Genomic DNA, 26,498 nt, shown 5'->3' with positions numbered 1-26,498 from the left:
AGCAGATGGATAATAGCATACAGCCGATCTTAGCCTTTAAGCAGATCAGTAAAGGGTTTGACGATCACCTTGCCATCGACAACTTGACCATGACGTTAGCACCTGGAATGGTGGTGGGGTTACTCGGTCAAAATGGAGCGGGTAAGTCGACCTTGATGCGCTGTGCATTGGGAATTGTCGAGGTCAGCCAAGGCTGTGTAGAGGTAATGGGTCACTCTACGGAAAATATCAGCTCTGTCCAAAAAGAGCTGATAGGCTATGTGCCACAGCAACCCTTTGGATATGAGGGCTTTAGTGTCGAGAAGGCGTTAGCCTTACATCGCAGCTTTTATCCCAATTGGGATATGGCATTAGAGCGTGACTGGTTAGCGCGTTTCGAACTCGATGGCAGTCAGCAGGTTCAGCGTTTATCGGTAGGTCAAAGACAATCTCTGGCTTTAATCATGGCGATGGCTTATCGACCCAAACTGCTTATTTTAGACGAACCTGTGGCCAGTTTAGATCCGATAGCAAGGCGAGCGTTTATGTCAGATCTTTTTGACTTAGCGTTAGATTCTGGTTCTGCCGTGCTGTTTTCATCGCATATCACATCAGATTTAGAGCGGGTTGCGAGTCATTTGGCATTAATGAAGCGGGGCAAACTGATCCTGTTTAAAGAGATCGACAAGTTGCGTGAAGAGGTGCAGCTAGTCACCCTCAAGGAAGGGGCCGACTTACCCGAGGGGCTTGTCGTATTAAGTCGTCAGCAAGACAAATTGCTGGTGGATAACTACCATGCTGATCTCGTCAGCCATTTTTCGTCAGTCACGCCCGTTAACTTAGAGCAATTGTTTATGGAGCTACATCGATGAGAACGCCCAAAGCATTACGTGGCATGGTGCGTTTTTGGCTTTTTGATCTGGGGAGCGTGAGTTTTTTAGGGACGGCTCTGTTGGCGCTGATCATGATGTTGGCGCTAACTACTGGCTCGAAACAGGCCGCGATACCGATAGCCCTGGGCATGATTCAGCTCTCGATTTCTGCCGCCATCGCTTGGCAATTTAACCGATTAGCCGCGACCGAATGGGCCAGTTTAGTGCCCAACTATAGTGATAATATTGCGCTGCAATCCTTACTGCTTGGAGCTACAGCAACCAGCATCTCCTTGGCTGCTTGTCTGTTTTTGGAGCTTGAAGGTGGCCTTGAGCAGGTGATGCTGGCTACCCTAGCGGGCGTTGGCTTTATCTACTATTGCCGCCGTCATATTAATGGTTTCTATCTGTCGTTTTTTCTGTTTTTGCTCTTGCCATTTCTTGCAGAGATCACCGATTTTTTGCCTGATTTGGTTATTGCTCTAGTGCCATTTTTGATAGTGATTTTGGCTTCTCTGACTTGGCGAGAAATTAGGGGGTTGCGCTGGCATAGCGACGCTCGAACCGTGTATCTAAATGGGCTTGAGATGGGCTGGTTTTGGTTACCTAGTTTGGGGTCATCTAAATTGATGTCGTATCTCGATAAGCTTCTGCATCCGGTGAATTTTTTTCTTGGCCCCATGTTGTCGACGATCCTTATCGCAATGCCTGTATTGGCGTTACTCGTGACTATTGGCAACTATTTTTCTGGCATGGAGTTTCCAGTGCTGTTTGTTGTGAGTCAGTTTAGCGCTGTGACCTGTACCATGGTGCATTGGAGCCGAATTCAGCGTTGGCGTTCGGTTGAAACACTTTACATATTGCCCGGCTTTGATGGTAAGCAGGGGTTAATAGAGGCGTTTGCGAATGCGCAGTACCGATTATTGGCGCTGATCACCTTAATTATGGCGATATTAGCGGCACTGGTATGTTGGCTTAATCCAGAGTTTACCTTCGTATTGTGGAGCCACATAGTGCTGAGTACTTTTTGTGCTTGTTGTATGTTGTTAGGTTTTGGCTGCGCAGCTAAAGGCGCCATGCACATTACCTTGAGCATGCTGGTGGTGGTGTTTCATTCAGCTTGGTTATCGAGTTCTTTAGTGGCTTTACGCGATGGGGAGCAAATAATTTCTTGGTTATTGGTAGACATCGGACTAGTTGCTTTTTCTGTGCTAACACTCTGGTGGGGAAAGAAAAAGCTTTGGAATGGCGACCTGTGTTAATGACCCCAATAGAGTGATTTTGTGCTGTAAATAACATTGTTGGAGCAAAAGCTCTTATTTTTTAGGCGATGTTCAAGTAAAATGCACAAAACAGGTACAAGTGTACGCTAAAAGGGTTAAGAATATGTCGCTCGAGCAATATCATCCAATACGTCTGATTCAAGAGCAGAGTCAAAAGTTAGGCGAAGCCATTGCGCTTGAAGGTTATGGTATGGCTGCACCTTGGGATAAGGTCAGTTGGACGGCATTTGACCAGATAAGTAGCGATATCGCAAAGGCGCTTATCGGTTTCGATTTAGCTGTGCAGGACAAGGTGGTGATCTTGTCACAAAACTGTCCCCAGTGGACCTGTGCCGATGTCGGTGCGCTTAAGGCAAAAACTGTTGTTGTGCCTGTGTATCCAACCAGCACCTTAGAGCAGGCACGCTATATTGTTAATGATGCCGAGGCAAAGTTGATTTTTGTCGGCGATGCCGCGCAATACAAGATGGCCTGTGAGCTTTTGGCGTTATGCCCCTCTTTAACCCACATAGTGGTATTTGATAACGAAGTGATGCTCGCCGATAACAAGCAGCATTTCCACTTTGACTCATTGTTGAAGCTCACGCACCACGCAAGAAACTGTGAGGAACTAGAGCGGCGTTTACAACAAACTTCTCTCGATGATCTAATAACGCTTATCTACACCTCTGGCACTACTGGAGACCCAAAGGGAGTGATGCTCGATTATCGAAGCATTGCATCTATGGTTCGTCAGCACGATACAGTGTTGCCTTTTACTCAAGGGGATGTTTCGCTGGCTTTCTTACCTCTTAGTCACGTGTTTGAGCGTGGCTGGAGCTTCTACGTGTTGTGCCGTGGTGGGCACAACGTGTATTTGCAAGATCCTATGACGGTAAAAGAAGCCATTGTCGATGTGAAGCCACACACCTTGTGCGTCGTGCCGCGTTTCCTGGAGAAAGTGTATAGCGCAGTACAAGATAAGGTTGCTAAGGCACCATCGACAAGGCAGAAGTTATTTGCATGGGCAATGGCAGTGGGTGAGCGTCAGTTCGAGGCAAACCAAGGTCGTGCTCAAGGCTCTGCATGGTTAAGTTTGCAGTACAAACTGGCACATAAGTTAGTTTTTAGTAAGTTGCAGCAAGTACTGGGTGGGCGGTTAAAGTTTATGCCTTGTGGCGGCGCGGCATTAGATCAAAATGTGGCGAGTTTCTTCCACGCTATTGATGTGCCTGTTCTGTGTGGTTACGGTATGACAGAAACGACTGCAACCGTGACCTGTAACACGCTTAATAATCGTGTCGCTGGCTCAAACGGTAAGATTTTACCTGAAGTTGAAATTAAGCTAGGTAAAGATAATGAAATCTTGGTTCGCGGTGATACGGTTATGCGAGGTTATTACAATCGCCCGCAGGAAACCCTAGAAGCATTCGAAGATGGGTGGTTAAAAACCGGTGATGCTGGACAGTTTGATGCCCAAGGTAATCTGTTTATCACAGATCGCATTAAAGAGTTGATGAAAACCTCTAACGGTAAATATATCGCTCCGCAACGTGTTGAGGGTAAAGTGGGTTGTTGTCCATTCATCGAGCAAGTCGCAATTATTGCCGATGCCAAGAACTATGTTACCGCGTTGATCGTACCTGCATTTGAATCGTTAGAAGCATGGGCGAAGGATAAAGGACTGCACTATGAGTCACCTATCGATCTATTGCGTCATAGCCATGTTATCGAGCACTTCGAGCAACGCTTAAAGACTTTACAGAGCGAGCTTGCTGGCTTCGAAAAGATCAAGAAGTTCACTCTGTTACCTGAGGCATTTTCTATGGAAGCGGGGCTAATTACCCCGACTCTAAAGTTGCGCCGCAAGATGATTTACCATAAATACGCTAGTGAAATCAGCGCTATGTATGGTAAGTAGCCGATAAGTGGTGACGAGAAGGGACGCATTAGCGTCCTTTTTTATGGCTTAAAGCCAATCCGAAAGTCGATATTGCATCATCAAGAGTTCTCGGTTAACGTCTGCTGCACAATTAAAAATAAAACAGCCTATTTTACGAGGAATTACCTGTGTCAGAGACCTTTTTTACCCTAACTCTCCAACCTCGATTTAACGAAACCGACGGTTTAGGCCATATCAATAATACCGTTATTCCAGTGTGGTTCGAGGCAGGCCGCGAACCTGTCTTTGAGATATTTAACCCAGGTCTCGATATCGCAAGATGGAACCTAATTGTTGCAGGCTTTACCATCGCTTATGTTTTACCCACTAACTATGGTAAGCCCGTAGAAATAAAATCTTGGATAAGCCGGGTGGGTAATAGCAGCTTTGAGATCACCCAGCAGTGTTGGCAAAATGGTAAGAAAACCGCCGAAGCTCAGACGGCCATGGTTCATTACGATTACAGTATAGAAAAGAGCAGAGCCATACCCGAAGAGATTAAGTTAGCGCTGCAAAAAGTGACAGGCGAGTAGTCAATCTGAACTGGGATTGCTTTGTGAGTTAATGCCTATGGGGATTAAAGAAACTTCTGTACATACCAGCAGCTGGCGGTTATCTCATATTCTTGCGCTTTAGCCCACTGCAATCCGTGTCTGACTAAACGCTCAGCAACTCCTTGACCTCGCAAGGCTTCAGGAACATAAGTACGTGAGAAATCAATCTTGTCACCTTGCTGGCGATATTCTAAAACCGCTTGATGATGGTCAATTTCGACAACAAACCGTTGTTGTTCAGCCTGATGTGTAATGGCAATCTCTGTCATAAGATTCTATAAGTCCGATTGAGTAATGTCCCTGTTATACCAGTTTTTGGCCGCCACTCGCTATGGTAATCTCGTCGGTAGCCTGGAATAGACCACGCTGATATGGCGTAAATGGATTATGATAGTTGTCACTCCTTTAATTGAGTCTGTATCGGTTTTGAAAATTAGATCTAATATTCTCCAAGTGTCTCGCTATCTTATCTGCCTTGCCATCGTGCTTGGTTTCCCTGGATTGAGCGTAAATGCGCACGCTGCTTATGTGGACTTGCGCAATGCGATTGAAACCAAAGTTAAAGGTGATATTACCAGTGCCATTGTATTAACCGATGCAAACCTGATCACCCTAGGAATTGTCGACTTTAATCCCAACTCTTTTGTCGACTTGAGCGAGATAGGCGATATTAACGTGGGTGATGAAGATACCTTGCGTCGCCGTAGCCAATTAAAGAGTTACACGATTCCCTGGGAAAGTGATGAGACAAAGTTGTCACCTCAATGGACGAGTTCCTTCGGAGCGCGGTTTTCCTATGTTAATGCGACAGACAGCATCGAGGGAATTGACGATAAATCACTTCACAGCCCACTAGAAGACACTAGCTATCTTCTGGCTGGAGAGTATCGCTGGAAATATAAGATCAATAACAACTGGGATCTGGCTTTGGGTCTGGGTGGTCAGTTCATATGGCTTGAAAACACCTTAAAGTATCGCGATCCCCTTCTCGAGGAGCTAAGTGAACTCTTTGATAATGCCTTAGTGAATACTCGCTATGGTGCACTTATGTTTGATCCCAATGCCGAGCTCACCTATGCGAGCCAATGGTATGGGCATAAATGGGAGTTTATTAGCTCACTGCGCTACGCCGTTGGGCGAACCCTGTTTACCGATGACGGTACTCAGGCGGTTTCTCCTCAAGTGGGCCGTTTTAGTAACGCTTTTGTGTTTCATTATCAGCTGCCTAATGCTTGGGATAATCGCAATGAAATGCGTCTGCTTGCCAAGCGGGTTGATCTCACTGGCGACGTGGTCGATCCTATGGGAACTCACTACTATTACGAATTAGGTGCTGGTTGGATAATTGAAACACCATCTTTGTCCTCATGGTTAGACAATATTGGCGTGGGCATTACGCTTAATATCAATAGTGGCCTAAGCGGCGGTGGCATTGTGTTATTGCTCAACGAGGAGCTTTGATTCACTTTTTACCGCCAGCAGGTTTTTATTCGTTAGGGTTAGCTTGCTTGATGCTCACGTAACACGGCTAACAGCTCTGGGGTTAATTCCGCCTTGGTTTTGGTTTTGAAATTAAACATCACCGCCACCGACGATCCAACTGTGGTGACAGCTTGCTGCTGTTCGCTAAAGATTCGATAGTGCATGGTAAAGCGATCGCTTTGAATATCACTCACACTCACGCCAACATGCAGGGTATCGGGAAAGGTGATTGGTCTTTTATAGCGCGCACTATTGTCGCTGATCACTGGGCCTAGGCCAGATTTGTACATCTCTCCGAGTGGAAAAAAGCGGTTAAAGAAGTCGATGCGTGCCGTTTCAAAGTAGCGAAAATAGACCACATTGTTGACGTGTTGTAGGGCATCCATTTCCCCCCACGCAACCGAGATAGAAGTATGGATAGGATATTGTTGGGTAAATTTTTCCACAGGGCTCACTTCCTTTTGCTCTTTCAAATTTAAACACTTGTTTGATTGAGCATAACAGCATGCCTAATAAGCAACAAGGGGCAACTGGAGGATCAAAAAAGGCATCTTACGATGCCTTTTGGTAAGGACTAGATTGACGGCTAGATCTCTAATTCGTCAAAACTGGTGATCTGCTTAAAATCGCCCGTACGCTGAGTGGTCTCACGAACCATCTGCAATGTGCGTAGGCCCGCTTGTTCGGCGGCTTTTAGCTCTTCAATCACATCTGAAATAAATAGCACTTGCTTGGGCGCTAAGCTGATGGTGTTAATGATGTTGCTATAAGCCTGCTTAAACAGCTTATTTCCAGTACGGGTATCAAAATGACCATCGAAGTACTGGGTTAAATCGCCACCGTCGCTGTGACTAAATAGCAATTTCTGTGCATCAACCGAGCCTGAAGAGAAGCTGTAAAGGCGCACATTTTGTGCCTTAAAACCCTTCACGGCTTCGATAAAATCAGGGAAGATGTGCCCCTTAAATTCACCTTTAGCGTAACCCTGTTTCCAGATCAGGCCCTGTAGGGTTTTAAGCGGTGTGGCTTTGCGATCTTCAGTTATCCATTGCTGGAGGATTTCGACAACACGATCGAGCGAAGCATCAGGTTCTAATGCGATATCTCTTACATCACAGATGCAGTTGTCGACTAATACATTACTCTGATTTTCATTAAGAAAATCAGCAAGGACCTTAGCCGAATAAGGAAAAAGGGTGTCCTGAATAAAGTTAAGATCGGTTGTTGTACCAGCTGTATCTACAACTATGGCTCGAATACCCATAATGTTGGCTTACTCCACAATGCATTACTAAAAATGATAGCTTAAATTACACTCCAGATCCTAAGCTGTATTGCCTCTGTTGGCTAGTTTAATTAGCAATCTATGTGTCGTGAATAGCTAAAATGACTGAGTATCACTTCATTAAACTTATACTGATTGGGATCACCCGATCAAGGGAGAGTTGGCCGATAGCTTGGCTTATCGGCCTTATCTTAGGCTGTCGATTGTCAGATCCATCTGAGGGTGTTAGCTTTGGCTTACTTTAGACAACAATGAATTGTACGACTAACTTAGGCTCACTTAGTTAGATTTCAGGGAATTGAATATGATGATTAGATCCTTAGTGGCTTCATGCATGCTGGTGGTGATGGCACTCTGCTCCATGGTGCCTCTTGCTGCACGCTGCGAACCTTTTCAGCGGATTGATACCTTAGATGTTAAGACGGCATCGGCGAGTGAACCTATGCCTTTTACCGTCACTTTGCCACCTAGTTATAACGACAATAAAGATAAGCGCTATGTGGTGTTGTTTGACTTTCATCCCCGTAGCCGCGCCTATCTCGATGGCATGCATGATTGGATGAGCCACAATGGCGATTGGCCTTGGCTTGAAACCATTATTGTCACGGCGCCAGATGGCAATAAAGCATTGGGTGAGCTCAAAACCTTAGCGATTGAGCAGCAAGGTAATACTCAGCTGCTCGATTTTATGCAGCAGTCATTACTGCCTGCCATCGATGCTAAATATCGCACTAATGGCTTTCGTATTATCAATGGCTTTACTGGTAATGCTGGTTTAGTGCTGTATACCTTGTTAAACCGTCCCGAGCTGTTTAATGCCTATTTTGCTGCCAGCCCAGTGCTCAGCGGTGATTTTGCTTATGTGGTAAAGGATGCGCCGAAGAAACTGGCTGCAATGGCAGGTAAACCTCGTTTTTTGATGATGAGCACCAGCGATAGCGATTTCGAGCAAGGACAGTTGGCCGATTTTGCCTTGTTGGAGCAGACTATCGAAGCTAATCCTAATAAAACCCTCAATTATGCGATTAAGCGTTTCGATGGCAGTTACTATATGACCCAGCCTATCTTAGCTACGGCTTACGGTATCGAGTGGTTGTTTGACGATTATCATCGAGTATTAAAACCCGATTCTGAGATCTCAAAGCAAGGCGCCGATGCGATCATTGCTCACTATCAGTTTTTGTCTAAACAGAAGTATGGTTTCGAGGTACCGTCTACCGACTCGTTAATTGCCTTGGCCGACGCCAAATTTGGCATTGATTCGGCTCAAGGTTTAGCCGTGTATCAAGCTGCGGTAGCGGCTAATCCCGATTCTCATACTGCTCATGATGCCTTAGCGGGTGCTTATGCTAAGTTAGCCCAGTTTGATAAGGCGGTAGAGCATGAAAAGCTGGCGCTTAAGCATACTAATCATCCTTTTTGGACTAAAAAATATTCAGATAGCTTAGCGGCCTTTGAAGCGGGAAAGTGATGCAAACATAAAGCCGTGGTCGTCATAACTTATTTTGATGACCGGTTTTATGGCTGTTTTAGTTTCGGAACTCGGCATCGCCCTGTTTTGGTGCATTTGGTGGATATCTTGGCAAGATCTAAGGTGGTATTGTTTGAAACCATTGATTTTCACCTTTGCCAACTTCCGCTGTGTCAGTTTTAGATTCGTTGTTAATCCCCACCACAAGGCCTTTATCTCAGTTTTAAACGGCATTTTTCACTCATCAAGGGTTAGCCGATAGTGATTGGCGCTATAGTTGCAATACTGCTTCTGGTTATCGAATTGGGAGTAGGCTATGGCCGCGATGAGTTATTTGAGTGTGATTGAGCGATATCACGAGCATGAACAGTTAGTAAAAGAGTTGTTGGAATCGATTCTGGTAGGGATTAGTGATCCTATCATGCTGTCTGATCCTGGTATTCGTGTGCGTGCCATGGCTGAGATGGCAAATAGCTATCCCTTTATCGAGCTGCTTTATGTGCTCGATGGCAGCGGCATGCAGATAAGTGACAATGTGGCGATTGTGAATCGCGTGGTGCAGTCGGTCCCGGTTGGTCGGAATCTTAATCGAAGCCATAGGCCCTATTTCTCCAAGACCCAGCAGGCAGATTCACTCAAAATAACGCACCCCTATCTATCGAACGCCAGCGGCAAGCTGTGTCTGTCTGCCTCCTATCGTATTGGTGATGATGAGGAGCAAGGCTATATCGTGGTCGATGTTAATCTTACTCAGCTAATCGAATTTATGATGGGCGATAGCGCTCGTCGTAAAGCGACGCCACTGTTTAAAGGGGTTTATAGTGCTCTGGTGCTAGGGCTGTTTATCATGGTGATGGTGTTAATTAGTATGGCTGCGGTCGATATTGTTGCTCTACTCTCTCAAGGCGTTGTGCCCAGCGGTTCGATAAAACCCTTTGGGATCATTATCTTCATCACCTTAGCGTTAGCGGTATTCGACTTGGGAAAAACCATCCTCGAAGAAGAAGTGTTAATGCATAAAGATATCTTTCGCCATAGTTCGACGCGGCGCACTATTACTCGCTTTATCTCAACCATCTTAATTGCAATTTCAATCGAGGCACTACTGACCATGTTTAAGGCTTCTTTGGGCGAGATGAAATATGTACAGCCCGCGATCTTAATGATGTTCGCGGTAGTGGGGCTGCTGGTGGCATTGGGGGTTTATGTTTATCTCGGTGCAAAAGCTGAGCTGTTACTCAAGCAAGCCAATGGGAAATCGTGATAACAAAAAGGCCATGAGTTGCTCATGGCCTTTTTGAGATAAAATGGTTAGCAGAGGGTTCCCGTCTGCTGGATTGGCATGATCCAATAACGGCAAGGATTATGCTTACAGACGATAGCGAGCACTTGTAGCAAGGCTTCTTGCTGGGCGCTTGGATGCATAATCTCAAATTTACAAAATTCCCTATACCCTTCCACCTGTTCCTTAATATTAAAATGGCTGTGCTCGCGGCTAAAACCGCAAATGTTACCTAGGCTAAAACCCGATAGAAAATCGAGTTCGATTAGCGTATCGACAATATCGTCTTTAATATCGTTTTGGGCGATTAGCACTAATAGCTGTTCTGTGCTCATTGACGTTTCTCCAGCCAGTGATAGAGGATTGGTAATAGGTAAAGTGTGGTAATGGTGGAGGTGAGGAGGCCACCAATAACCACAATCGCGAGTGGTTTTTGGATCTCGGCTCCTGGGCCGCTCGCAAATACCAGTGGCATCAAGCCAAACATAGCAGTGGTTGCCGTCATTAAGATGGGGCGCAGACGTCGCGCTGCGCCCTGTTCAACTCGCTCTAACAGATTGCTAAATAGATGTTTCGTCTGCTCAAAATAGCTCACCATCACGACGCCATTGAGTACCGCCACACCAAGAAGCGCGATAAAGCCCACCGATGCCGGTACCGATAGATATTCGCCCGATAGATACAGGCTGACAATACCGCCCATCATGGCGAAGGGCACGTTAGCTAGGATCAATCCTGCTTTAGCGAGTGAGCCAAAGGTGGTGAATAGGATTAAGGTGATCAGTGCAATAGCGATAGGGATCACCAGTAGCAGGTTGTTGGTGGCGCGCTGCTGGTTTTCAAACTCGCCACCAAAGCTCACGCTATAACCGCTGGGAAGATTAACCTGTTCGGCGATTTTAGCGTCAAGTTCTTCGACAAAGCTGACAATATCTCGCCCTTGTACGTTAGTGGTGATCACCGAGAAGCGATCGCCCTGTTCGCGCTCAATCAAAATTGGCCCCTCTTTGTAACTGAGTTTGACTACATCGGTTAGGCGTTTTAGTGAGTGATCTGGCATCACCAGCAGTTGATTCTGTAGCTCGTTGATGCTACTTAAAGGGCTTTGGTTGTTGGCTATTAACACTGGGGTGCGTTTTTTACCTTGCAACACTTCGGTAACGACCACGCCCTCAAGCTGACTTTTGAGGTAGCGCGCAAACTCCATGGTACTCATGCCAAAGCCACGAGCCAATTCGTTGTCTAGGGTCAGGTTAATAAAGGGGCTACCCTCAATCATCGACATTTTGACATCAATACTGCCGCTGGTGGCGCTAACGAGTTGTTCGATTTGCGCGGTTAACTTACCTAAGGTGTCGATATCGGTACCAAACACCTTAATGGCCACATCACCAATACTTCCGGTGAGCATCTCCGATACGCGCATCTGGATCGGCTGAGTAAAGTTAAAGTTCACCCCGGGATAGTTAAGGAGTTCACTGCGGATCGCTTCTATAAGCTGTTCTTTGCTCGCGAAGCGCCATTGATCCCGTGGCGCGAGCTCTAAAAACACATCGGTTTCGTTAAGACCCATAGGGTCTAGGCCAATTTCATCGGCACCAGTACGGGCAACCATCTGTTTAATCTCAGGAACTTGTGATAGCAAGGTTTGCTGGATCTGCTTATCGATGGCAATGGAGGCATCGAGTGAGATAGAGGGGGATTTTTCCAGCTGTAAAATGATATCGCCTTCATCTAAGGTCGGCATGAAGGTTTTACCTACTAAGCTGAACAAGCCAAGACTGACAATTAGTAGGGCAAAGGTCACCAATATAAACGGCTTTTTATGGTTAAAGGTGCTCTTTAGGCTGCCAAGATAAGCGGCTTTGAGTTTGATGATAGCCTTAGGTTCTTGAGCGGCTTTCTCATTAACCAGATAAGAGGCGATCACTGGGATAACGGTTAGTGAGAGCACCAGTGCCGACAACATGGCAAACACAATCGTGACTGCAACAGGAGTAAAAAGCTTGCCCTCTAGTCCCGTTAGCGTCAGTAACGGCGAGAATACGATCATCACAATAATGGTGCCCGATACCACTGGTATCGCCACATCTTTAGTGGCGCGAAAAATCAAATGCAAGCGCGGTAAGCGCTGCTTGGTGGCGATCAGATTGACCATGTTTTCGACCACCACTACCGAGGAGTCGACCAACATACCAATGGCGATCACTAAGCCGCCTAAACTCATTAGGTTGGCTGATAAGCTGAATAGATCCATCATCAAGAAGGTCATTAGCGCCGCGAGCGGTAAGGAGAGCGACACTACAAGGGCGGCGCGCACATTGCCTAGAAATAGTGCTAGCAATACAATTACCAAGATCACCGCCTCAAACAGTGCACTAGAGATGGTATCGATGGCGGTATTGATCAGGTTGGCGCGGTCGTAAAAGGTATTGATCACGCTGCCTTCGGGAAGGCTGGCACTGATCTGCTGTAACTTCTCTTTGATGTTAGTCACCACTTGGGCGGTGTTGGCATCTTTAAGGGCGATAATTAACGCCTCGGCCGTCTCTTCACCATCTTTGGTTACCGCGCCATAACGCGCTAAGTGACCAATTTGGATCTCGGCTAAATCTCGCAGGCGATACACCTTGGCATCATCGGCCTTAATGACTAATTGACTCAGCTCATCGATATCATCGATCCGCCCTTCAGCGCGAACAATGATGGTATCTGTGCCTATGGTGAGCTTGCCTGCGCCCTCATTATGATTGTTATCATTGATTGCCTGTTGCAAAGCAGCAAAGCTCACTCCCGCGGCCGACATCGCTGCAGGGTTAGGATTGACGCTAAAGCTTTTTGCATAACCGCCCAGAATATTCACGTCGGCGACACCTGCAACGGTACGCAGTAGCGGACGAACTTCCCATTCCAGTAATTGCCTGCGCTCCATCAGCGACAGATTCGGGTTCTCGAGTGAGAACATAAAAATCTCACTCAGGGGCGTACTCATAGGCGCGACACCGCCAGAAACCCCTTCAGGAAAACTATCCCACACGGCGGCGAGGCGCTCGCTAACCTGTTGTCTTGCCCAGTAGATGTCGGTACCTTCGGTAAAGTCGAGGGTGATATCACTGATGGCATACTTAGTGGTCGAGCGTAAAATGGCTTGATTTGGGATCCCCAGCAGCTCGGTTTCAATCGGCACTGTAATTTGTGCTTCAATCTCCTCTGGCGTCATGCCCGGAGCTTTTAAGATGATCTTCACCTGAGTCGGTGAGATGTCGGGAAAAGCATCTAGCGGAATAGCAAACCAAGCGCGTGCGCCCGCTAACATTAAGATCATCGCCACAATCAGCACAAATAATCGCTGAGTGAGCGAAAAACGGATCACCGATGTCAGCATGTTATTCGCCTCCTAGGCCGAGCAAGATGCCTTTCACTGCCGCAACCGATTGTGACAACACCTGCATCTGGCTTAAGTCTTGATCGCTAGCAACGATATATTGCTGTGGCGTAGAGCCTAAGATATCGATACTGATCGCCGCCAGTGTATCTGCCTTTTGGGTAAAGACTTGGCTCTCTTGTTGCCAGCTAAATACACTGTTTTTTGGCAACAGGTATACCGCTTTTTGATACTCGGGTATCACAGTGATTTGTTGTCCTAGCAGCAGATTACACTCCCGAGGCACGGGCATTGACCAGGCACTAACAAAGGCGCCATCGGCAATGGCTGATAGCGAGTCGATGGCGATATGGCACTGATTAATATTAATTGCCGACAGTGACGTCGACTGACTCATAGGTACATTGATTTGGACGCGAATACTCTCTGCTGGCACGAGTGAGAACAGTTGCGAGTCGGCCATGTAAGGGCTATTGAGTTGATTAAGCTTGACTATGCCCGCAACCGGGGCGCTGATCACCAATGAGTCGGTAGCTTCGTCGGTGCTTAGCACCATCTCCATAAAGTGCTGCATATGCTCATATTCGAGATGGCTACTGAAGTAGTCTTGACTGATCTCACGCCACTTTTCGGCGCTGATACTGCCATTTTTTAACAGCGGTTTATTTCGGTCGTAGCGCTGCTTCGCCAGTTGATAAAGGCTGCCCGCGGCTTCGACTTGAGCGAGAAAATGGAATACCTCTGGCCCAGTTAATCTCACAATCGCTTGTCCCTTGGCGACATTCTGCCCCTGACCGACTAAAAAGGTGACTTGCTGAATATTTTCTGGGGTGCTTACCCAGTAATCATTGCCGGGCAGGCGAGCGACCTGTGCGGGCAGGGCGCTACCTTCATAGCTGGCAACTTTTTGTGGCTGGGTATAGCTCAGCTCTAAGTTGCCTAAACTTGCTAGAGGCAATGACTCTGCTTGCACCAAGCTGGTGGAGAGACAGGCTGATAAACATAAAAGGCGGGCGCCGAACTTGGCCATCATAATGAGATTCCTAAGGCTTGCAGTTGCTGGGAATGAAGTTGCTGTTGAGTGACTTGGTTAAGCACTAAACGTGATTCGGTGTCGAGGGCGTCCATATAACGACGCAACCATATTTCGTAACTCACCTGATTTTGATCTTTCACCTTGGCGAGTTCTTCGGTGATGGTGCGGCTCAACGCAAGGCCGCGTTGTAACAAGGCCTGTTGGTTCTGTAAGTTTTGTTGCTGCTTTGCCAGTTTTTCAGTCTGTGTTTTGAGCTCAAGATAGATGCGGTCACGATTGAGGTTCTGCTCACTATGGATTTGCTGCCAAGTTGATAACTCGGTTTGAGAAAGCGCAGAGCTAAAGCCAAGCGGTACAGTGATGCCTAATCCAAGTTGCTGATCATCGACTTGATCGTCTGAGGTATTCTTGGCGGTAAGTGATAAGGTCCATGGGTCGCGTTCACCCGCTTGCTGACTCTTTATTATCAATAGCTGCTGTTGCTGTTGCAGGGTTTGTAGTTGCCACAATGGATGTTGCGCTAAGCCGTGATTAACCACTTCTTGGCTTGATAAGTCGCTAGCAGCAACAGGGTGGGAACTTTCATCAATTTTAGCTGGTATCTGCTGCAAGCCAGTTAGCTGACTAAACAGTGATAGCGCTTCAGCTTGTTGCTGTTTAAGGTCAATTTGCTGCAGTTCAATATCAACCAGCTCTCTTTCTAACAGCAGCAGGTTAGCCAATGGTAACTCGCCCACATCGGTTAAGCGTTTTTGCTGAATGTGCAATTTTTCCAGCAGCTGAGTCTTACGCTCAAGCTGTGTGAGCTTCATCGATGCGATGCGATGATCCCAGATACTCTGTCTTAGTAGTCCGGAAAGATATAGGCCTTGCAAAGCAAGTTGTTGGTCCTGAATGGCTTGTGTCAGTTGCTTGAGTTGTTTATCACTACTGTGCAGTCCTGGGGATTTTATCGGCAAATTGAGCGACACTTCCTGCTCGTAACTGTTACCATTATCTAAGCTACCCAAGTGGCTAAGGCTGATACTCGGTAGGCCGCTGAGCCACGATGAGCTGCTTAATTGAAGTGAGCGTTCATCATTGAGTGGCGTGCCATAACGCTGTGCAGCGTTTAATCTGGCTTGGCTGAGTTCGAGTAGTTGTGGCTGTTCACTATTGGATGCGCCATGACTTAAGAAACTACTGCTACTTAATGCGGTCAACAGACATATCTTGATACAAGACTTAACGACAGACATAAGTGATTTCTATGATATTAAAATGTGTCGTTAGTTTAGAGCTTGATGGTTTAATGTCTTGAGGGATCTGTATCATAAAAGCGTGTATGGTACATATGTCCCATAAAATAATTGCCTGATTTTGCGTTGTTTTACCTTATTTACAGTTCAAAAGTTAACGTTAGTTTTTTTATCCGTTTAGGTTGGATTAGCGCTTTATAAGATTGAAATCGGTGTTGATATTGTGGTTATAGGAGTTAGGTTTCCCATGAAAAAGGATGTAGTGATTATCGCCTTGTTAGTACTGATCATGCTGTTTAAATTGCTTGATATTGTCGCTGACGTGCAGTTGGATATCCCGCTATGGCATATCATGCAAGAGAGCGTATTGGTGTTGCTCACCATCATAGGAACCGTCTATCTAAGTTATGATCTGAGACGTCGTTCTCGGCAGGTAAAAGCCTTGGCCCATCGAGTCGTTCAGGCGGATAAGCAGATCGATAATATGTCGTCTCAGATGCGCTCTGCTAGACAAGAGTATAGCCATGCAGTCGCTAATCAATTTGGTCTTTGGGAGTTCACCAAGAGTGAGGCGCAGGTCGCGTTTTTACTGTTAAAAGGTTTGAGCTTTAAAGAGATTGCCGAGGTGAGACAAACTAAAGAGAAAACGGTGCGCCAGCAGGCCTCTTCTATCTACGCTAAGTCAGAGGTCGATGGTCGCCATACTTTCTGTGCTTGGTTTATGGAAGATTTTATTCAAGAGCACAATGATGAATTTGCGGCGATTATTGCATCGAATGAGGCGGCTTAACTGACACCTGTTGGTGACATCATCGAGTGAGGCTTTAATCGACATCATCTGTGGTGATATTGTTGGAGCAACAATGAGCTCAATTGAATTAGTGTCTGAAATTACCTGTCCTTTGTGCGGTACCAGTAAGTTGGAAGTTATGCCAACAGATGCGTGTCAGTTTTTTTATGAATGTACTGGATGTCATCAGCTCCTCAAACCGCTTGCTGGTGACTGCTGCATTTTTTGCTCCTATGGCACAGTGAAGTGTCCACCCATTCAACAAGGTAGTGGTTGCTGTAAAGCTAAAGAGACGAAGTAAAAAGCAACTTTTTTGAGGTTGGCCGATTGATTTCTGCCAACGAGTCTTATAGTTTTGATGCTGTACTTTAATCTTTCCTATGGAGAGGGAAGCCATGCAACAAGTCGTAATCAAGTCGTCAAATGCCACCATTCAAAATGGCGTCGCACGCGCAGATGGTAAGTTTTGGGTCACCGAAAGTGATATCCATTTTGAACCGTACAACACCGAGTTTGGCTTAGGTCCCTATAAGCTCGATAGACAATCGGTATCTAAAGTCGAGAAATGCGTAGCGACGGGTGGCGGCTTTATTCCCGTGACTACCGATGCGATTAAAATCACCCTGTCAGATGATCACTCCTATAAATTTATCTTGGCATTCGCCGATGAATGGCTTGAGCTTTTACGTTCCTAGTTAGAAATTAGCTGGATTATTGGTCATCAATAGGTAAGCGTTTTAGCTCTGCTATCTATTATGCTTGCCTTCGCTGTTATCAATCACTTGCCGCGGGTGTCGGCTAAGGATATGCGAATATCATGATTGTACGAATGCCTAATGCGCAGGTATGTCTTCGGACCGCTGTAAAGCCATCCATGGCCGCTTAACGAATCTACCTGACCGACAAGGATGTTGAGAATGCCGAAAAATGTCGGGAACATTTTCGGCCCTGTTTTCGATACCCTCAGTCATACCTACACCTCATCCCCATCGCCTCTTCGATTAATCCGCTGCCAAAGAAATATTGTGAATTTCTGCAGATACGAATGTCACGGCGAAGTTAGAAATCATTTCCATTCATTCATCTTTAGCCTTAAGCTTAAATTTAGCCTAAATAGTAAACAAATAAGAGCATTTTTATCCAAGGGTGAATGTATGCCTTCTGTATATTCCTCCTCGCTATAGTTTGTTAAGTACGACATTGGTTTTGATATTTAAAATTCATTATAAAAAGGGAGTTTTATATGGGATGTAGTTGTTGTGGATTAAAATTAAATAGTGGCATGCTGGTCAAAGTGGATATTAATTCTGGCCAAAAGTTTAAGTCCTGTCCGCACTGTTCTGCTGCTAATGGTGGGGAGCATGTGTTTCATCCATACCCTACCCAATTTGGCAAAACACCAGCCCGTGTGACGGCAAGAAATCCTGATGGACATCAAAGCTATTGCATTGATTGTCGAGGATTAGACAAAGGCATTGCTTCAACAGTACACTCGCACGGACGTTCTTGTTGCACTTTTTAGCAGGTATTAATGCAGTTATTTCGTGATGATGCTGTAAGTTGGTTATCAACGATCGCCGATGCGAGCGTTGATCTTATGGTGACAGACCCACCATATGAATCTCTTGAAAAACATAGGAAAATAGGGACCACGACTCGTTTAAAAGTCAGTAATGGTTCGAGCAACCAATGGTTTGATATATTTCCTAATCAACGCTTTGAAGAGCTGTTCACTGAAATTTATCGTGTATTAAAGAAAAACACCCATTTTTATCTGTTTTGCGATCAAGAAACTATGTTTTATGTGAAACCAATAGCTGAGAAAGTTGGTTTTAAATTTTGGAAACCAATAGTTTGGAATAAGCTAACGATTGGCATGGGTTATCACTATCGAGCTAAATATGAGTTTATTCTTTTTTTTGAGAAGGGTAAGCGGAAACTAAATGATCTTGGCATACCCGATGTTTTAGAGTGTAAAAGAGTGTATCGGGGCTACCCGACTGAAAAGCCTGTCGAGTTGATCGAAATTTTAATAAAGCAAAGTTCTCTACCCGATGAGTTAATCATCGACCCATTCTTTGGTTCAGGTTCAGCTTTAATTGCTGCAAAAAATTTGGGACGGAAGTCGATGGGGTGCGATATTTCAGAGGCAGCACATACTCATATTCGCCAAAGAGTCAAAATTGATGATTTGAGTTAATCATTAAGTCATTCAAATGGTGCTATGTATATGAAATTGTTGTGTGCTGAACGAAAAGTCAAATCGAAGAGATTGATGACTAGGTGTAAGCACGCTTTTGGCCTTCGGTGGCATGGCAGCTCTTTGACATATATGTCATCGCTGCATTTGTGAATCCATTCACATCAGATGCCACCGCAGAGTGCCTAGGGAAGGGCTTGAACAACGTCCCTGTTTAACTGCCAGTTCGGCATCCATGCCTCTCGTTCGTAAGCTAGAAGCTGCGCTTCACTCACCGTGCCGAGGCGGTATCTGCACATGAGGTCGTTCTTTCACATCCATGTGATCACGACATTGGTATGTCCCTATACTGCATCTGCGGCAGGCAATTGATCACCATAAAGCCATGATTATTAAATTCGCAGGTTAAGTATCAAATCCATTTGGGGTAAACAAGCCTAAACGATGAATCAGCTTCATCGCATAGGTTAAGTGAAAATTATTGATGAACTAATCGACCTTTCTTCACTACGTCCTTACACACATTGACTCCATAGCTATAGGCGAGTGCGGCTGGGGTAGTGATATCCCAGTGACAGAAGTCGGCTTGCATGCCTGCGCGCAGTACGCCGACACTCGCTTCAATACCGAGCGCCTTAGCGGCGTTGCGAGTCATGCCTGCGAGAGCCTCTTCAGGCGTTAAGCGAAATAGGGTACAACCCATGTTGAGCATCAATAGGCTTGAACACAATGGTGATGAGCCGGGGTTGTAATCGCTGGCGAGTACCATAGGTACTTGGTATTGGCGCAACAAGTCGATAGGAGGCATCTGGGTTTCACGCAGGAAGTAGTATGCGCCTGGTAGCAGGGTGGCACAGGTGCCACTTTCACTGAGGGCCTTTACGCCCGCTTCGTCTAGGTATTCGATATGATCCACCGATTTAGCCCCCAGTTTGGCCGCCATGGCTGAGCCGCCTAAGTTAGATAGCTGCTCCGCATGAAGTTTGATATCCAGCCCGGCATCTTTGGCCGCGCTGAGCACGCGCTCGGTTTGCGCTAGGCTAAAGGCGATATTTTCACAAAACACATCGACGGCATCGGCGAGGTTTTCAGCTATCACAGCCGGTAGCATCTCATCGATCACGAGATCCACATAAGCGTCGCTATCATCTTTATATTCGGGGGGGATCGCATGGGCACCTAAAAACGTAGTTTTTACATCTACATGATGATGCTTGCCAAGCTCTCGAGCGACCCTAAGTAGTTTGAGTTCGGTGTCGGTATCCAGCCCATAGCCTGATTTTATCTCGACCGTGGTCACTCCCTCTTTGGCGAGGGCATTTAGTCTTTGTCTTCCTAGCTCAAATAACTCCGCTTCCGATGCTTCACGGCAGGCTTTTACCGTCGAGATGATACCGCCGCCCGCCCGCGCAATCTCTTCGTAGCTGGCGCCTTGCAGGCGCAGTTCAAACTCATTGGCGCGATTGCCCGCAAACACTAAATGAGTGTGGGCATCGATGATCCCTGGAGTCAGCCAACCGCCTTTGCCCCTGTAAACTGGCGTTGACAATACGTCGAATTCAGGCAGCTCATTGCGGGGACCTAACCAAGCTATTTTGCCCTCTTTTACTGCGAGAGCTGCATCTGTGATCGCACCGTAAGGCGCTGAAATTTCTGGATCCATTGTCGCGATGTTGACGTCAATCCAAACCTGATCCCAAGACATAATTTTCCCCTCAAGCTGCGACGTCGGTTGGTCGCGACAATAAATTTGTGTGAGCTAGCTTGTGTTTACTTGTATATACAAGCTAGGATTATAGCGGTAATTTTCACCATTTGAAAAGTGATATCGGTGTTACTTGATGCGCAATCGTGGCATTGAGAACAGATTATGAGCGTTAAGGAGCTTAGATGGCTACGCCCAAGTTTGCCGAAATTAAACAGTTTATTCTCACTAAGGTTGAAAGCGGTGAGTGGCAACAACATAGTCGCGTGCCGTCTGAAAATCAGTTAGCCGAGCTGTTTGAGTGTAGTCGTATGACGGCTAGACGGGCGCTGACTGAGTTGAGCGAATCGGGAGTGCTTGAGCGCTCGCAAGGTTTAGGCACTTTTGTGGCGGGGCTTAAGTCACAATCATCGATGATGGCGATTCGTAATATTGCCGATGAGATTAAAGATCGAGGCCATGGCTACAGCGTCACGCAGCTCGAGCTTACTCAGAGCGCGGCGCAGGCACAGATTGCGATTGCTTTGGGGATCGAAGAGGGAAACCCCGTCTTTTATTCTGTGTTGGTACATTGTGAACAGGGGATTCCCTTACAGCTCGAAGAGCGTTTCGTTAATCCGCAGTTGGTGCCTGACTATCTTGAGCAAGATTATGCCTTGCAAACGCCCCATGAGTATCTGTCATTTGTCGCACCATTAACTGAGGCGCGTCATACCATAGAGGCGATCGTCCCCAACAGTGCGCAGCAACAAGCGTTGCAAATTGATGGGACAGAGCCTTGTTTGCAGATCTTGCGTCGCACATGGTCACGTCAAGGCGTGGTGAGTTTTGCGCGCTTGCTCCACCCTGGTAGCCGTTTCCGTTTAGGTGGACATTTGACCTTTAATCGTTAAATCAGATCAGCAGATTTCAAGGGGATACCTGTGTCCCATAAGCCCAAGTGGTAACAGGTTAGTAATAATAACGATAAAAATTAAGTTAAATCGATTAAATAAAAAACAGATTGAGGTAGGTTAAAAATGGATAAGAGACACGACCCTAGCCGTCGCATTATCGCGCCACACGGCACCACATTAAGCTGTAAGAGTTGGCTTACCGAAGCGCCGATGCGTATGTTGATGAACAACCTGCATCCCGATGTGGCCGAACGCCCAGAGGACCTCGTGGTCTATGGCGGCATTGGCCGAGCGGCGCGTGACTGGCAGTGTTATGACAAGATCATCGAAGTACTACAGCGCCTAGAAGATGATGAAACCTTGTTGGTGCAGTCTGGTAAGCCTGTAGGTGTATTCAAGACCCACAGCAATGCCCCTCGGGTGATCATTGCTAACTCAAACTTGGTGCCGCACTGGGCAAATTGGGAGCACTTTAACGAGCTAGATAAGAAAGGTTTGGCCATGTATGGCCAGATGACGGCGGGGTCTTGGATCTATATTGGTTCTCAAGGCATTGTGCAGGGTACCTATGAAACCTTCGTAGCCATGGCTAAGCAGCATTTTGGTGGTGAGTCGAAGGGCAAGTGGATCTTAACTGGTGGCCTTGGTGGTATGGGCGGAGCGCAGCCTTTGGCTGGCACCATGGCGGGCTATTCTGTGCTTGCGTGTGAGGTCGATGAGACGCGTATCGATTTTCGCCTACGCACCCGCTATGTCGATAAAAAGGCCACTAACCTAGATGAAGCTTTGGCGATGATCGATGAAGCTAACAAAGCGGGCACTCCAGTGTCCGTAGGCTTACTTGCTAATGCCGCCGATGTGTTTGCCGAGTTGGTCGAGCGTGGAATTACCCCTGATGTGGTGACGGATCAAACCTCTGCCCATGATCCGCTCAATGGTTATCTGCCACAGGGCTGGGCGCTAGAATACGCTGCCCAGATGCGCCAAAAAGATGAAGCTGCGGTTGTTAAGGCGGCCAAACAATCGATGGCTGTGCAGGTTAAGGCGATGCTAGCACTGCAAGCGGCTGGCGCGGCGACGACTGATTACGGCAATAATATTCGTCAGATGGCGTTCGAAGAGGGGGTTGAAAATGCATTCGACTTCCCAGGTTTCGTGCCCGCCTATGTGCGTCCGCTGTTTTGTGAAGGTATTGGTCCATTCCGTTGGGCGGCTCTGTCTGGCGATCCTGAAGATATCTATAAGACAGACGCTAAGGTCAAAGAGCTTATTCCTGATAACCCTCAGTTACATAACTGGCTCGATATGGCGCGTGAGCGTATTGCGTTCCAAGGTCTACCAGCGCGTATCTGTTGGGTGGGGCTAAAAGATCGTGCGCGTTTAGCGCTGGCGTTTAACGAGATGGTTAAAAATGGTGAGTTATCGGCGCCAATCGTGATTGGTCGTGATCACTTAGATTCTGGCTCGGTAGCCAGCCCGAACCGTGAAACCGAGTCTATGCTCGACGGTAGTGATGCGGTATCGGATTGGCCATTGATGAATGCGCTGCTTAATACTGCTAGTGGCGCCACTTGGGTCTCTTTGCATCATGGTGGTGGTGTCGGCATGGGCTTTAGTCAGCACTCGGGTGTGGTGATTGTGGCCGATGGTAGTGAAGATGCCGCCGTGCGCTTAGGCCGTGTGCTGTGGAATGATCCTGCAACAGGGGTGATGCGTCATGCCGATGCAGGCTATGAGATTGCGAAGCAGTGCGCCGCAGAGCAGGGCTTAGATCTGCCGATGCTCGCAACACTGAATAAATAATAACAATAATAAGTAGAGGCAAGAATTCATGAGTCATTTAGTGTTAAAACCAGGCACGCTGAGCCTGTCGCAGCTGCGCGAAATTAGCCGTAAAAAAGTTAGCCTTGAGCTGTGTTCGAGTGCCATTGCCGATATCAATATCAGTGCTGGGCTGGTACAAAAAGTCTTAGATGAAGGCCGTACCGTATATGGTATCAATACTGGTTTTGGGCTGTTGGCCAACACCAAAATTGGTACTGAAGATCTGCAATTGTTGCAGCGCTCTATTGTGCTGTCTCACGCCGCAGGCACAGGCCAGTATATGCAAGATGCGACGGTGCGATTGATGATGGTGCTGAAGATTAACTCGTTAAGCCGTGGTTTTTCGGGAATTCGTCTTGAGGTGATCAACTTCCTTATCGCCTTAGTTAATGCCGAAGTTTACCCATGTGTGCCAGAGAAAGGCTCGGTAGGTGCGTCGGGTGATTTGGCTCCGCTGTCACACATGTGTTTGCCTCTGCTCGGCGAGGGTGAGATGAGTTACAAGGGCGAGCTTATTTCAGCGGCTGAAGGTCTTGAAATTGCAGGTCTTAAGCCATTAGAGCTGGCTGCTAAAGAGGGCTTGGCGCTACTCAACGGTACTCAAGCCTCAACCGCATTAGCACTCGAGGGGCTGTTTAACGCAGAAGACCTTTTTGCCGCTAGCTCGGTCATTGGCGCCATGAGTGTCGAAGCCGCGATGGGCAGTCGCAGCCCGTTCGATCCTCGCATTCACGCGGCGCGTGGTCAAAAAGGCCAGATCGATTCGGCAAGGATTTTCCGTCATCTATTAGGTGATGAGTCGGAGATCAGTCTAGATCACGTTAACTGTGAGAAGGTGCAAGACCCTTACTCTCTGCGTTGTCAGCCTCAAGTACTGGGTGCCTGTTTGACGCAAATTCGTCATGCGGCAGAGGTATTAGGCACCGAAGCCAACGGCGTAACCGATAACCCATTAGTGTTCCAAGATACGGGCGATATTATCTCGGGTGGTAACTTCCACGCCGAGCCAGTGGCGATGGCCGCTGACAACTTAGCGATTGCGATCGCCGAGCTTGGCTCAATTGCCGAGCGCCGTATTGCACTGCTGATTGACTCTAACTTGTCAAAACTCCCTCCGTTCCTCGTCGAGAATGGCGGAGTGAACTCTGGCTTTATGATTGCTCAGGTCACTGCAGCAGCCTTGGCCTCAGAGAACAAGACTTACGCGCATCCTGCGTCGGTTGATAGTTTACCGACATCGGCTAACCAAGAAGATCACGTATCGATGGCGACGTTTGCGGCCCGTCGTCTGCGTGACATGTCTGAAAATACCCGTGGTGTGCTGGCGGTTGAGTTACTCGCTGCGGCGCAGGGATTAGATTTCAGGGCACCACTGCAACCCAGTATTGCGGTAGCGACAGCGAAAGCCGAGCTACGTGATCTGGTGACTTACTACGATAAGGACCGTTTCTTCGGCCCAGATATCGAGGCAGCGACTGACTTGCTATTGACTGCAAGCTTTAATGCTTATCTACCAGAAGGCACAATGCCGAGCTTTTAATCGCATCGATGGAGACATTGTAGAAAGGGCCTAACGGCCCTTTTTTATTGAATACTGTTTAGTACGGGCGTTTGTGAGGCCAAATGGACTAGGTCTTAAGTCGGTATTGCGGGCGGGCCTAAAGCGATATAGCTTGGTCGTTTGTGTTGAGTAGAGGAGGTTAGTATGCAGGGCATTGCGTTTCAGGATGCTTATCCGGAGGAACTGAGTCATTGCTATGGCTGTGGTAAAAACAATCCTCATGGTCATCAATTAAAGAGTTATTGGGATGGTGACGAGACGGTGGCCTATTTTATTCCTGAGCCATTTCATACGGCGATTCCAGGTTTTGTCTATGGCGGGCTGATAGCTTCGCTTATCGATTGCCATGGTACGGGCAGTGCTAGTGCAGCCGCGCTGCGCGCATTGCAAGATGGTGGTGAAACTGATGCCGAGCCACCAAGATTTGTCACTGCCGCGCTAAATATTGATTATTTGGCACCAACGCCTATGGGTGTTGAGCTTGAGCTTGTTGGTGTAATAAAAGAGGTGAAACCACGAAAAGTGGTGGTAGAGATTACTTTATCGGCTGCAGGAATCGTTTGTGCGAAAGGTCATATGGTGGCGGTAAAAATGCCCGATACCATGATGTGATCGCGAGATAAGTCAGCCCGCTCAATTTGAGCAGACTGATTCGGTTCATTGTATCGATCGGTTATCGAGAACTCATATCTATAACCTTAAGAGTCATTAACTGCTTATTCCAGAGATCTTTATCTATACCTTCGATCCATAGGGTTTCGCTGTTACGTGTTTGACCATTACGAAGATAGGTATCTGGCATTCTAAAAATGGCTTGCCACACATCGACGGTTTCCTTCTTAATCAGATTTCCTGAGTCAGCGAATAGGCCTATTTCAAGTTCAATCCCTACGTAGTTTTCTGAGCTGGAATTTGCTAGTTCGAAGTTAAGCCCAAGACGGCCATCATTGTCCCACTGGCTATTGATAAAACTAATTTTGACGCCGCCTTTGGCTATTGATTTTAACAGGGCTGATTGTGCCATCGCGCTGGTGGTGAGTGTCCCAGCTATCTCTGCTTCGGTGGTGACCAGAGTTACTGGTTCGGCGATTGCGGAGGTTGTTTTAGTCGCAGCGGTTGGGGAGGTGGTGCTTTGAGTATTTGCAGTGGCCTCTGTGCTCTTTGTCTTTAGAAACACATACTCCCAAGTGAAATCATCATTCAGTTTGACGGTCGCCCCATTCTTAAGGGTGACAATGGCGATCTGTTCTGCGTCGCTATCTTCAGCATATGAAGGAACGGCGTAGAGGATCAGCACTGCGATAGCGAAGCTTTGTAGTGTTTTATACATTGATGTTAACCAATTAAAGAGGCCTGTTTAAGGCCTTTAGCATAGACAAACTCAAACGAAATTAACACTAGCTAGTTCAAGCTCTGTTGATCATTGCATCGATTATCGGAGACTTAATACTGCGGAATCGATGGCAGAGTTGTAACCAGCACCCAGCGTCAAATGTTGACCTATGATGTATCTAAGTCCTACCTCAGTTCCCACAAGTGGTGTCGTTATTTGTTTCCCATGTGGGGTTGTCACCTAGGATACGCGGGGAGATATTATTGGTATAGGCATGTTCGTTAATATATGCGCTGGCACCGCTACATCTATATCCTCTTTCTTGCTTTGAGCGTAACCTATGTCGTAACCCCTGTTGGCATAATTCCAGTCGTAATGGCTCGGTGCTAGGGGCCACTGAA

Annotated in this window: 24 protein-coding genes; 15 read left to right on the top strand and 9 right to left on the bottom strand. The window is 47.0% G+C overall.

Features of this window, described 5'->3' with window-relative positions; all coding sequences use genetic code 11:
• Window positions 1-5: 5 nt before the first annotated feature.
• From K0I73_RS18730 to K0I73_RS18715, 4 genes are all read left to right on the top strand, one after another.
• Window positions 6-851, top strand: coding sequence for an ABC transporter ATP-binding protein (locus tag K0I73_RS18730; RefSeq protein ID WP_220062515.1), 846 nt, complete (start codon window positions 6-8; stop codon window positions 849-851).
• Complete coding sequence (locus K0I73_RS18725) at window positions 848-2,113, top strand: hypothetical protein (RefSeq protein ID WP_220062514.1); 1,266 nt, start codon at window positions 848-850, stop codon at window positions 2,111-2,113. Before K0I73_RS18730 ends, K0I73_RS18725 begins: the two co-directional genes overlap by 4 nt.
• A gap of 124 nt (window positions 2,114-2,237) precedes the next feature.
• Window positions 2,238-4,034, top strand: coding sequence for an AMP-dependent synthetase/ligase (locus tag K0I73_RS18720; protein ID WP_220062513.1), 1,797 nt, complete (start codon window positions 2,238-2,240; stop codon window positions 4,032-4,034).
• 149 nt (window positions 4,035-4,183) lie between these two features.
• Window positions 4,184-4,588, top strand: coding sequence for an acyl-CoA thioesterase (locus tag K0I73_RS18715; RefSeq protein WP_220062512.1), 405 nt, complete (start codon window positions 4,184-4,186; stop codon window positions 4,586-4,588).
• A 44-nt stretch (window positions 4,589-4,632) separates the two neighbouring features.
• Here K0I73_RS18715 and K0I73_RS18710 read toward each other — a convergent pair whose 3' ends face one another.
• Window positions 4,633-4,878 (bottom strand): GNAT family N-acetyltransferase, encoded by a 246-nt coding sequence (locus tag K0I73_RS18710; RefSeq protein WP_220062511.1) that lies wholly within the window; start codon window positions 4,876-4,878, stop codon window positions 4,633-4,635.
• A 157-nt stretch (window positions 4,879-5,035) separates the two neighbouring features.
• On the opposite strand from K0I73_RS18710, the gene K0I73_RS18705 reads away from it, so the two are divergent.
• The gene (locus tag K0I73_RS18705) at window positions 5,036-6,070 is read left to right on the top strand and encodes a Solitary outer membrane autotransporter beta-barrel domain (RefSeq protein ID WP_258405240.1); all 1,035 of its coding nucleotides are present in this window, start codon (window positions 5,036-5,038) and stop codon (window positions 6,068-6,070) included.
• 38 nt (window positions 6,071-6,108) lie between these two features.
• Here the strand turns inward: K0I73_RS18705 and K0I73_RS18700 are convergent, their stop codons facing one another.
• Together K0I73_RS18700 and mtnC are read right to left on the bottom strand one after the other, a co-directional pair.
• The gene (locus K0I73_RS18700) at window positions 6,109-6,537 is read right to left on the bottom strand and encodes an acyl-CoA thioesterase (protein ID WP_220062509.1); all 429 of its coding nucleotides are present in this window, start codon (window positions 6,535-6,537) and stop codon (window positions 6,109-6,111) included.
• 140 nt (window positions 6,538-6,677) lie between these two features.
• Entirely contained in the window at window positions 6,678-7,355 is a 678-nt protein-coding gene (mtnC, locus tag K0I73_RS18695) for an acireductone synthase (RefSeq protein ID WP_220062508.1), read from the bottom strand.
• 328 nt (window positions 7,356-7,683) lie between these two features.
• Between mtnC and K0I73_RS18690 the strand changes: the two genes are divergently transcribed.
• Window positions 7,684-8,847 carry an alpha/beta hydrolase-fold protein gene (locus tag K0I73_RS18690; RefSeq protein WP_220064463.1) on the top strand — a complete coding sequence of 388 codons (1,164 nt, stop codon included), beginning with the start codon at window positions 7,684-7,686 and terminating at the stop codon, window positions 8,845-8,847.
• A 316-nt stretch (window positions 8,848-9,163) separates the two neighbouring features.
• Window positions 9,164-10,111, top strand: a complete 948-nt coding sequence (locus tag K0I73_RS18685; protein WP_220062507.1) for a PDC sensor domain-containing protein — start codon at window positions 9,164-9,166, stop codon at window positions 10,109-10,111.
• 47 nt (window positions 10,112-10,158) lie between these two features.
• On the opposite strand, the gene K0I73_RS18680 is transcribed toward K0I73_RS18685, so the two are convergent.
• The 4 genes from K0I73_RS18680 to K0I73_RS18665 are packed head-to-tail and all read right to left on the bottom strand — an operon-like array spanning window position 10,159 to window position 15,788.
• The gene (locus tag K0I73_RS18680) at window positions 10,159-10,464 is read right to left on the bottom strand and encodes a DUF3240 family protein (protein WP_220062506.1); all 306 of its coding nucleotides are present in this window, start codon (window positions 10,462-10,464) and stop codon (window positions 10,159-10,161) included.
• Entirely contained in the window at window positions 10,461-13,514 is a 3,054-nt protein-coding gene (locus K0I73_RS18675; RefSeq protein ID WP_220062505.1) for an efflux RND transporter permease subunit, read from the bottom strand. The genes K0I73_RS18680 and K0I73_RS18675 overlap by 4 nt, the downstream gene beginning before the upstream one ends.
• A 1-nt stretch (window position 13,515) precedes the next feature.
• Entirely contained in the window at window positions 13,516-14,547 is a 1,032-nt protein-coding gene (locus K0I73_RS18670) for an efflux RND transporter periplasmic adaptor subunit (protein WP_220062504.1), read from the bottom strand.
• Window positions 14,544-15,788, bottom strand: a complete 1,245-nt coding sequence (locus tag K0I73_RS18665; RefSeq protein WP_220062503.1) for a TolC family protein — start codon at window positions 15,786-15,788, stop codon at window positions 14,544-14,546. Before K0I73_RS18665 ends, K0I73_RS18670 begins: the two co-directional genes overlap by 4 nt.
• A 247-nt stretch (window positions 15,789-16,035) precedes the next feature.
• On the opposite strand from K0I73_RS18665, the gene K0I73_RS18660 reads away from it, so the two are divergent.
• The 4 genes from K0I73_RS18660 (at window position 16,036) to K0I73_RS18645 (ending at window position 18,778) form a co-directional block, all read left to right on the top strand.
• Window positions 16,036-16,578, top strand: coding sequence for a helix-turn-helix transcriptional regulator (locus K0I73_RS18660; protein ID WP_220062502.1), 543 nt, complete (start codon window positions 16,036-16,038; stop codon window positions 16,576-16,578).
• A gap of 73 nt (window positions 16,579-16,651) precedes the next feature.
• Window positions 16,652-16,879 carry a GDCCVxC domain-containing (seleno)protein gene (locus K0I73_RS18655; RefSeq protein WP_220062501.1) on the top strand — a complete coding sequence of 76 codons (228 nt, stop codon included), beginning with the start codon at window positions 16,652-16,654 and terminating at the stop codon, window positions 16,877-16,879.
• A 94-nt stretch (window positions 16,880-16,973) separates the two neighbouring features.
• On the top strand, window positions 16,974-17,273 hold the full coding sequence (locus K0I73_RS18650) for a hypothetical protein (protein ID WP_220062500.1): 300 nt from the start codon (window positions 16,974-16,976) through the stop codon (window positions 17,271-17,273).
• A gap of 836 nt (window positions 17,274-18,109) precedes the next feature.
• Window positions 18,110-18,778: a DNA-methyltransferase gene (locus K0I73_RS18645; protein WP_220062499.1), complete on the top strand. Its 669-nt coding sequence runs from the start codon at window positions 18,110-18,112 to the stop codon at window positions 18,776-18,778.
• 478 nt (window positions 18,779-19,256) lie between these two features.
• On the opposite strand, the gene hutI is transcribed toward K0I73_RS18645, so the two are convergent.
• Window positions 19,257-20,483, bottom strand: a complete 1,227-nt coding sequence (gene hutI / locus K0I73_RS18640; protein ID WP_220062498.1) for an imidazolonepropionase — start codon at window positions 20,481-20,483, stop codon at window positions 19,257-19,259.
• 185 nt (window positions 20,484-20,668) lie between these two features.
• On the opposite strand from hutI, the gene hutC reads away from it, so the two are divergent.
• From hutC to K0I73_RS18620, 4 genes are all read left to right on the top strand, one after another.
• The gene (gene hutC / locus K0I73_RS18635) at window positions 20,669-21,376 is read left to right on the top strand and encodes a histidine utilization transcriptional repressor HutC (RefSeq protein WP_220062497.1); all 708 of its coding nucleotides are present in this window, start codon (window positions 20,669-20,671) and stop codon (window positions 21,374-21,376) included.
• 126 nt (window positions 21,377-21,502) lie between these two features.
• Window positions 21,503-23,182 (top strand): urocanate hydratase, encoded by a 1,680-nt coding sequence (gene hutU, locus K0I73_RS18630; protein WP_220062496.1) that lies wholly within the window; start codon window positions 21,503-21,505, stop codon window positions 23,180-23,182.
• Window positions 23,183-23,210: 28 nt separating this feature from the next.
• Window positions 23,211-24,743: a histidine ammonia-lyase gene (gene hutH, locus K0I73_RS18625; RefSeq protein WP_220062495.1), complete on the top strand. Its 1,533-nt coding sequence runs from the start codon at window positions 23,211-23,213 to the stop codon at window positions 24,741-24,743.
• Window positions 24,744-24,908: 165 nt separating this feature from the next.
• Window positions 24,909-25,376, top strand: a complete 468-nt coding sequence (locus K0I73_RS18620) for a PaaI family thioesterase (RefSeq protein ID WP_220062494.1) — start codon at window positions 24,909-24,911, stop codon at window positions 25,374-25,376.
• Window positions 25,377-25,437: 61 nt separating this feature from the next.
• Here the strand turns inward: K0I73_RS18620 and K0I73_RS18615 are convergent, their stop codons facing one another.
• A complete protein-coding gene (locus K0I73_RS18615; protein ID WP_220062493.1) occupies window positions 25,438-26,094 on the bottom strand; it encodes a DUF3157 family protein in 657 nt (218 codons plus the stop codon).
• Window positions 26,095-26,498 lie beyond the last annotated feature (404 nt).

This window comes from Shewanella mesophila (assembly GCF_019457515.1).
Classification (GTDB): Bacteria; Pseudomonadota; Gammaproteobacteria; order Enterobacterales; family Shewanellaceae; genus Shewanella; species Shewanella mesophila.
The sequence above is the reverse complement of the archived record's forward strand: the minus strand, read 5'-3'. Positions and strand labels throughout refer to the sequence as shown.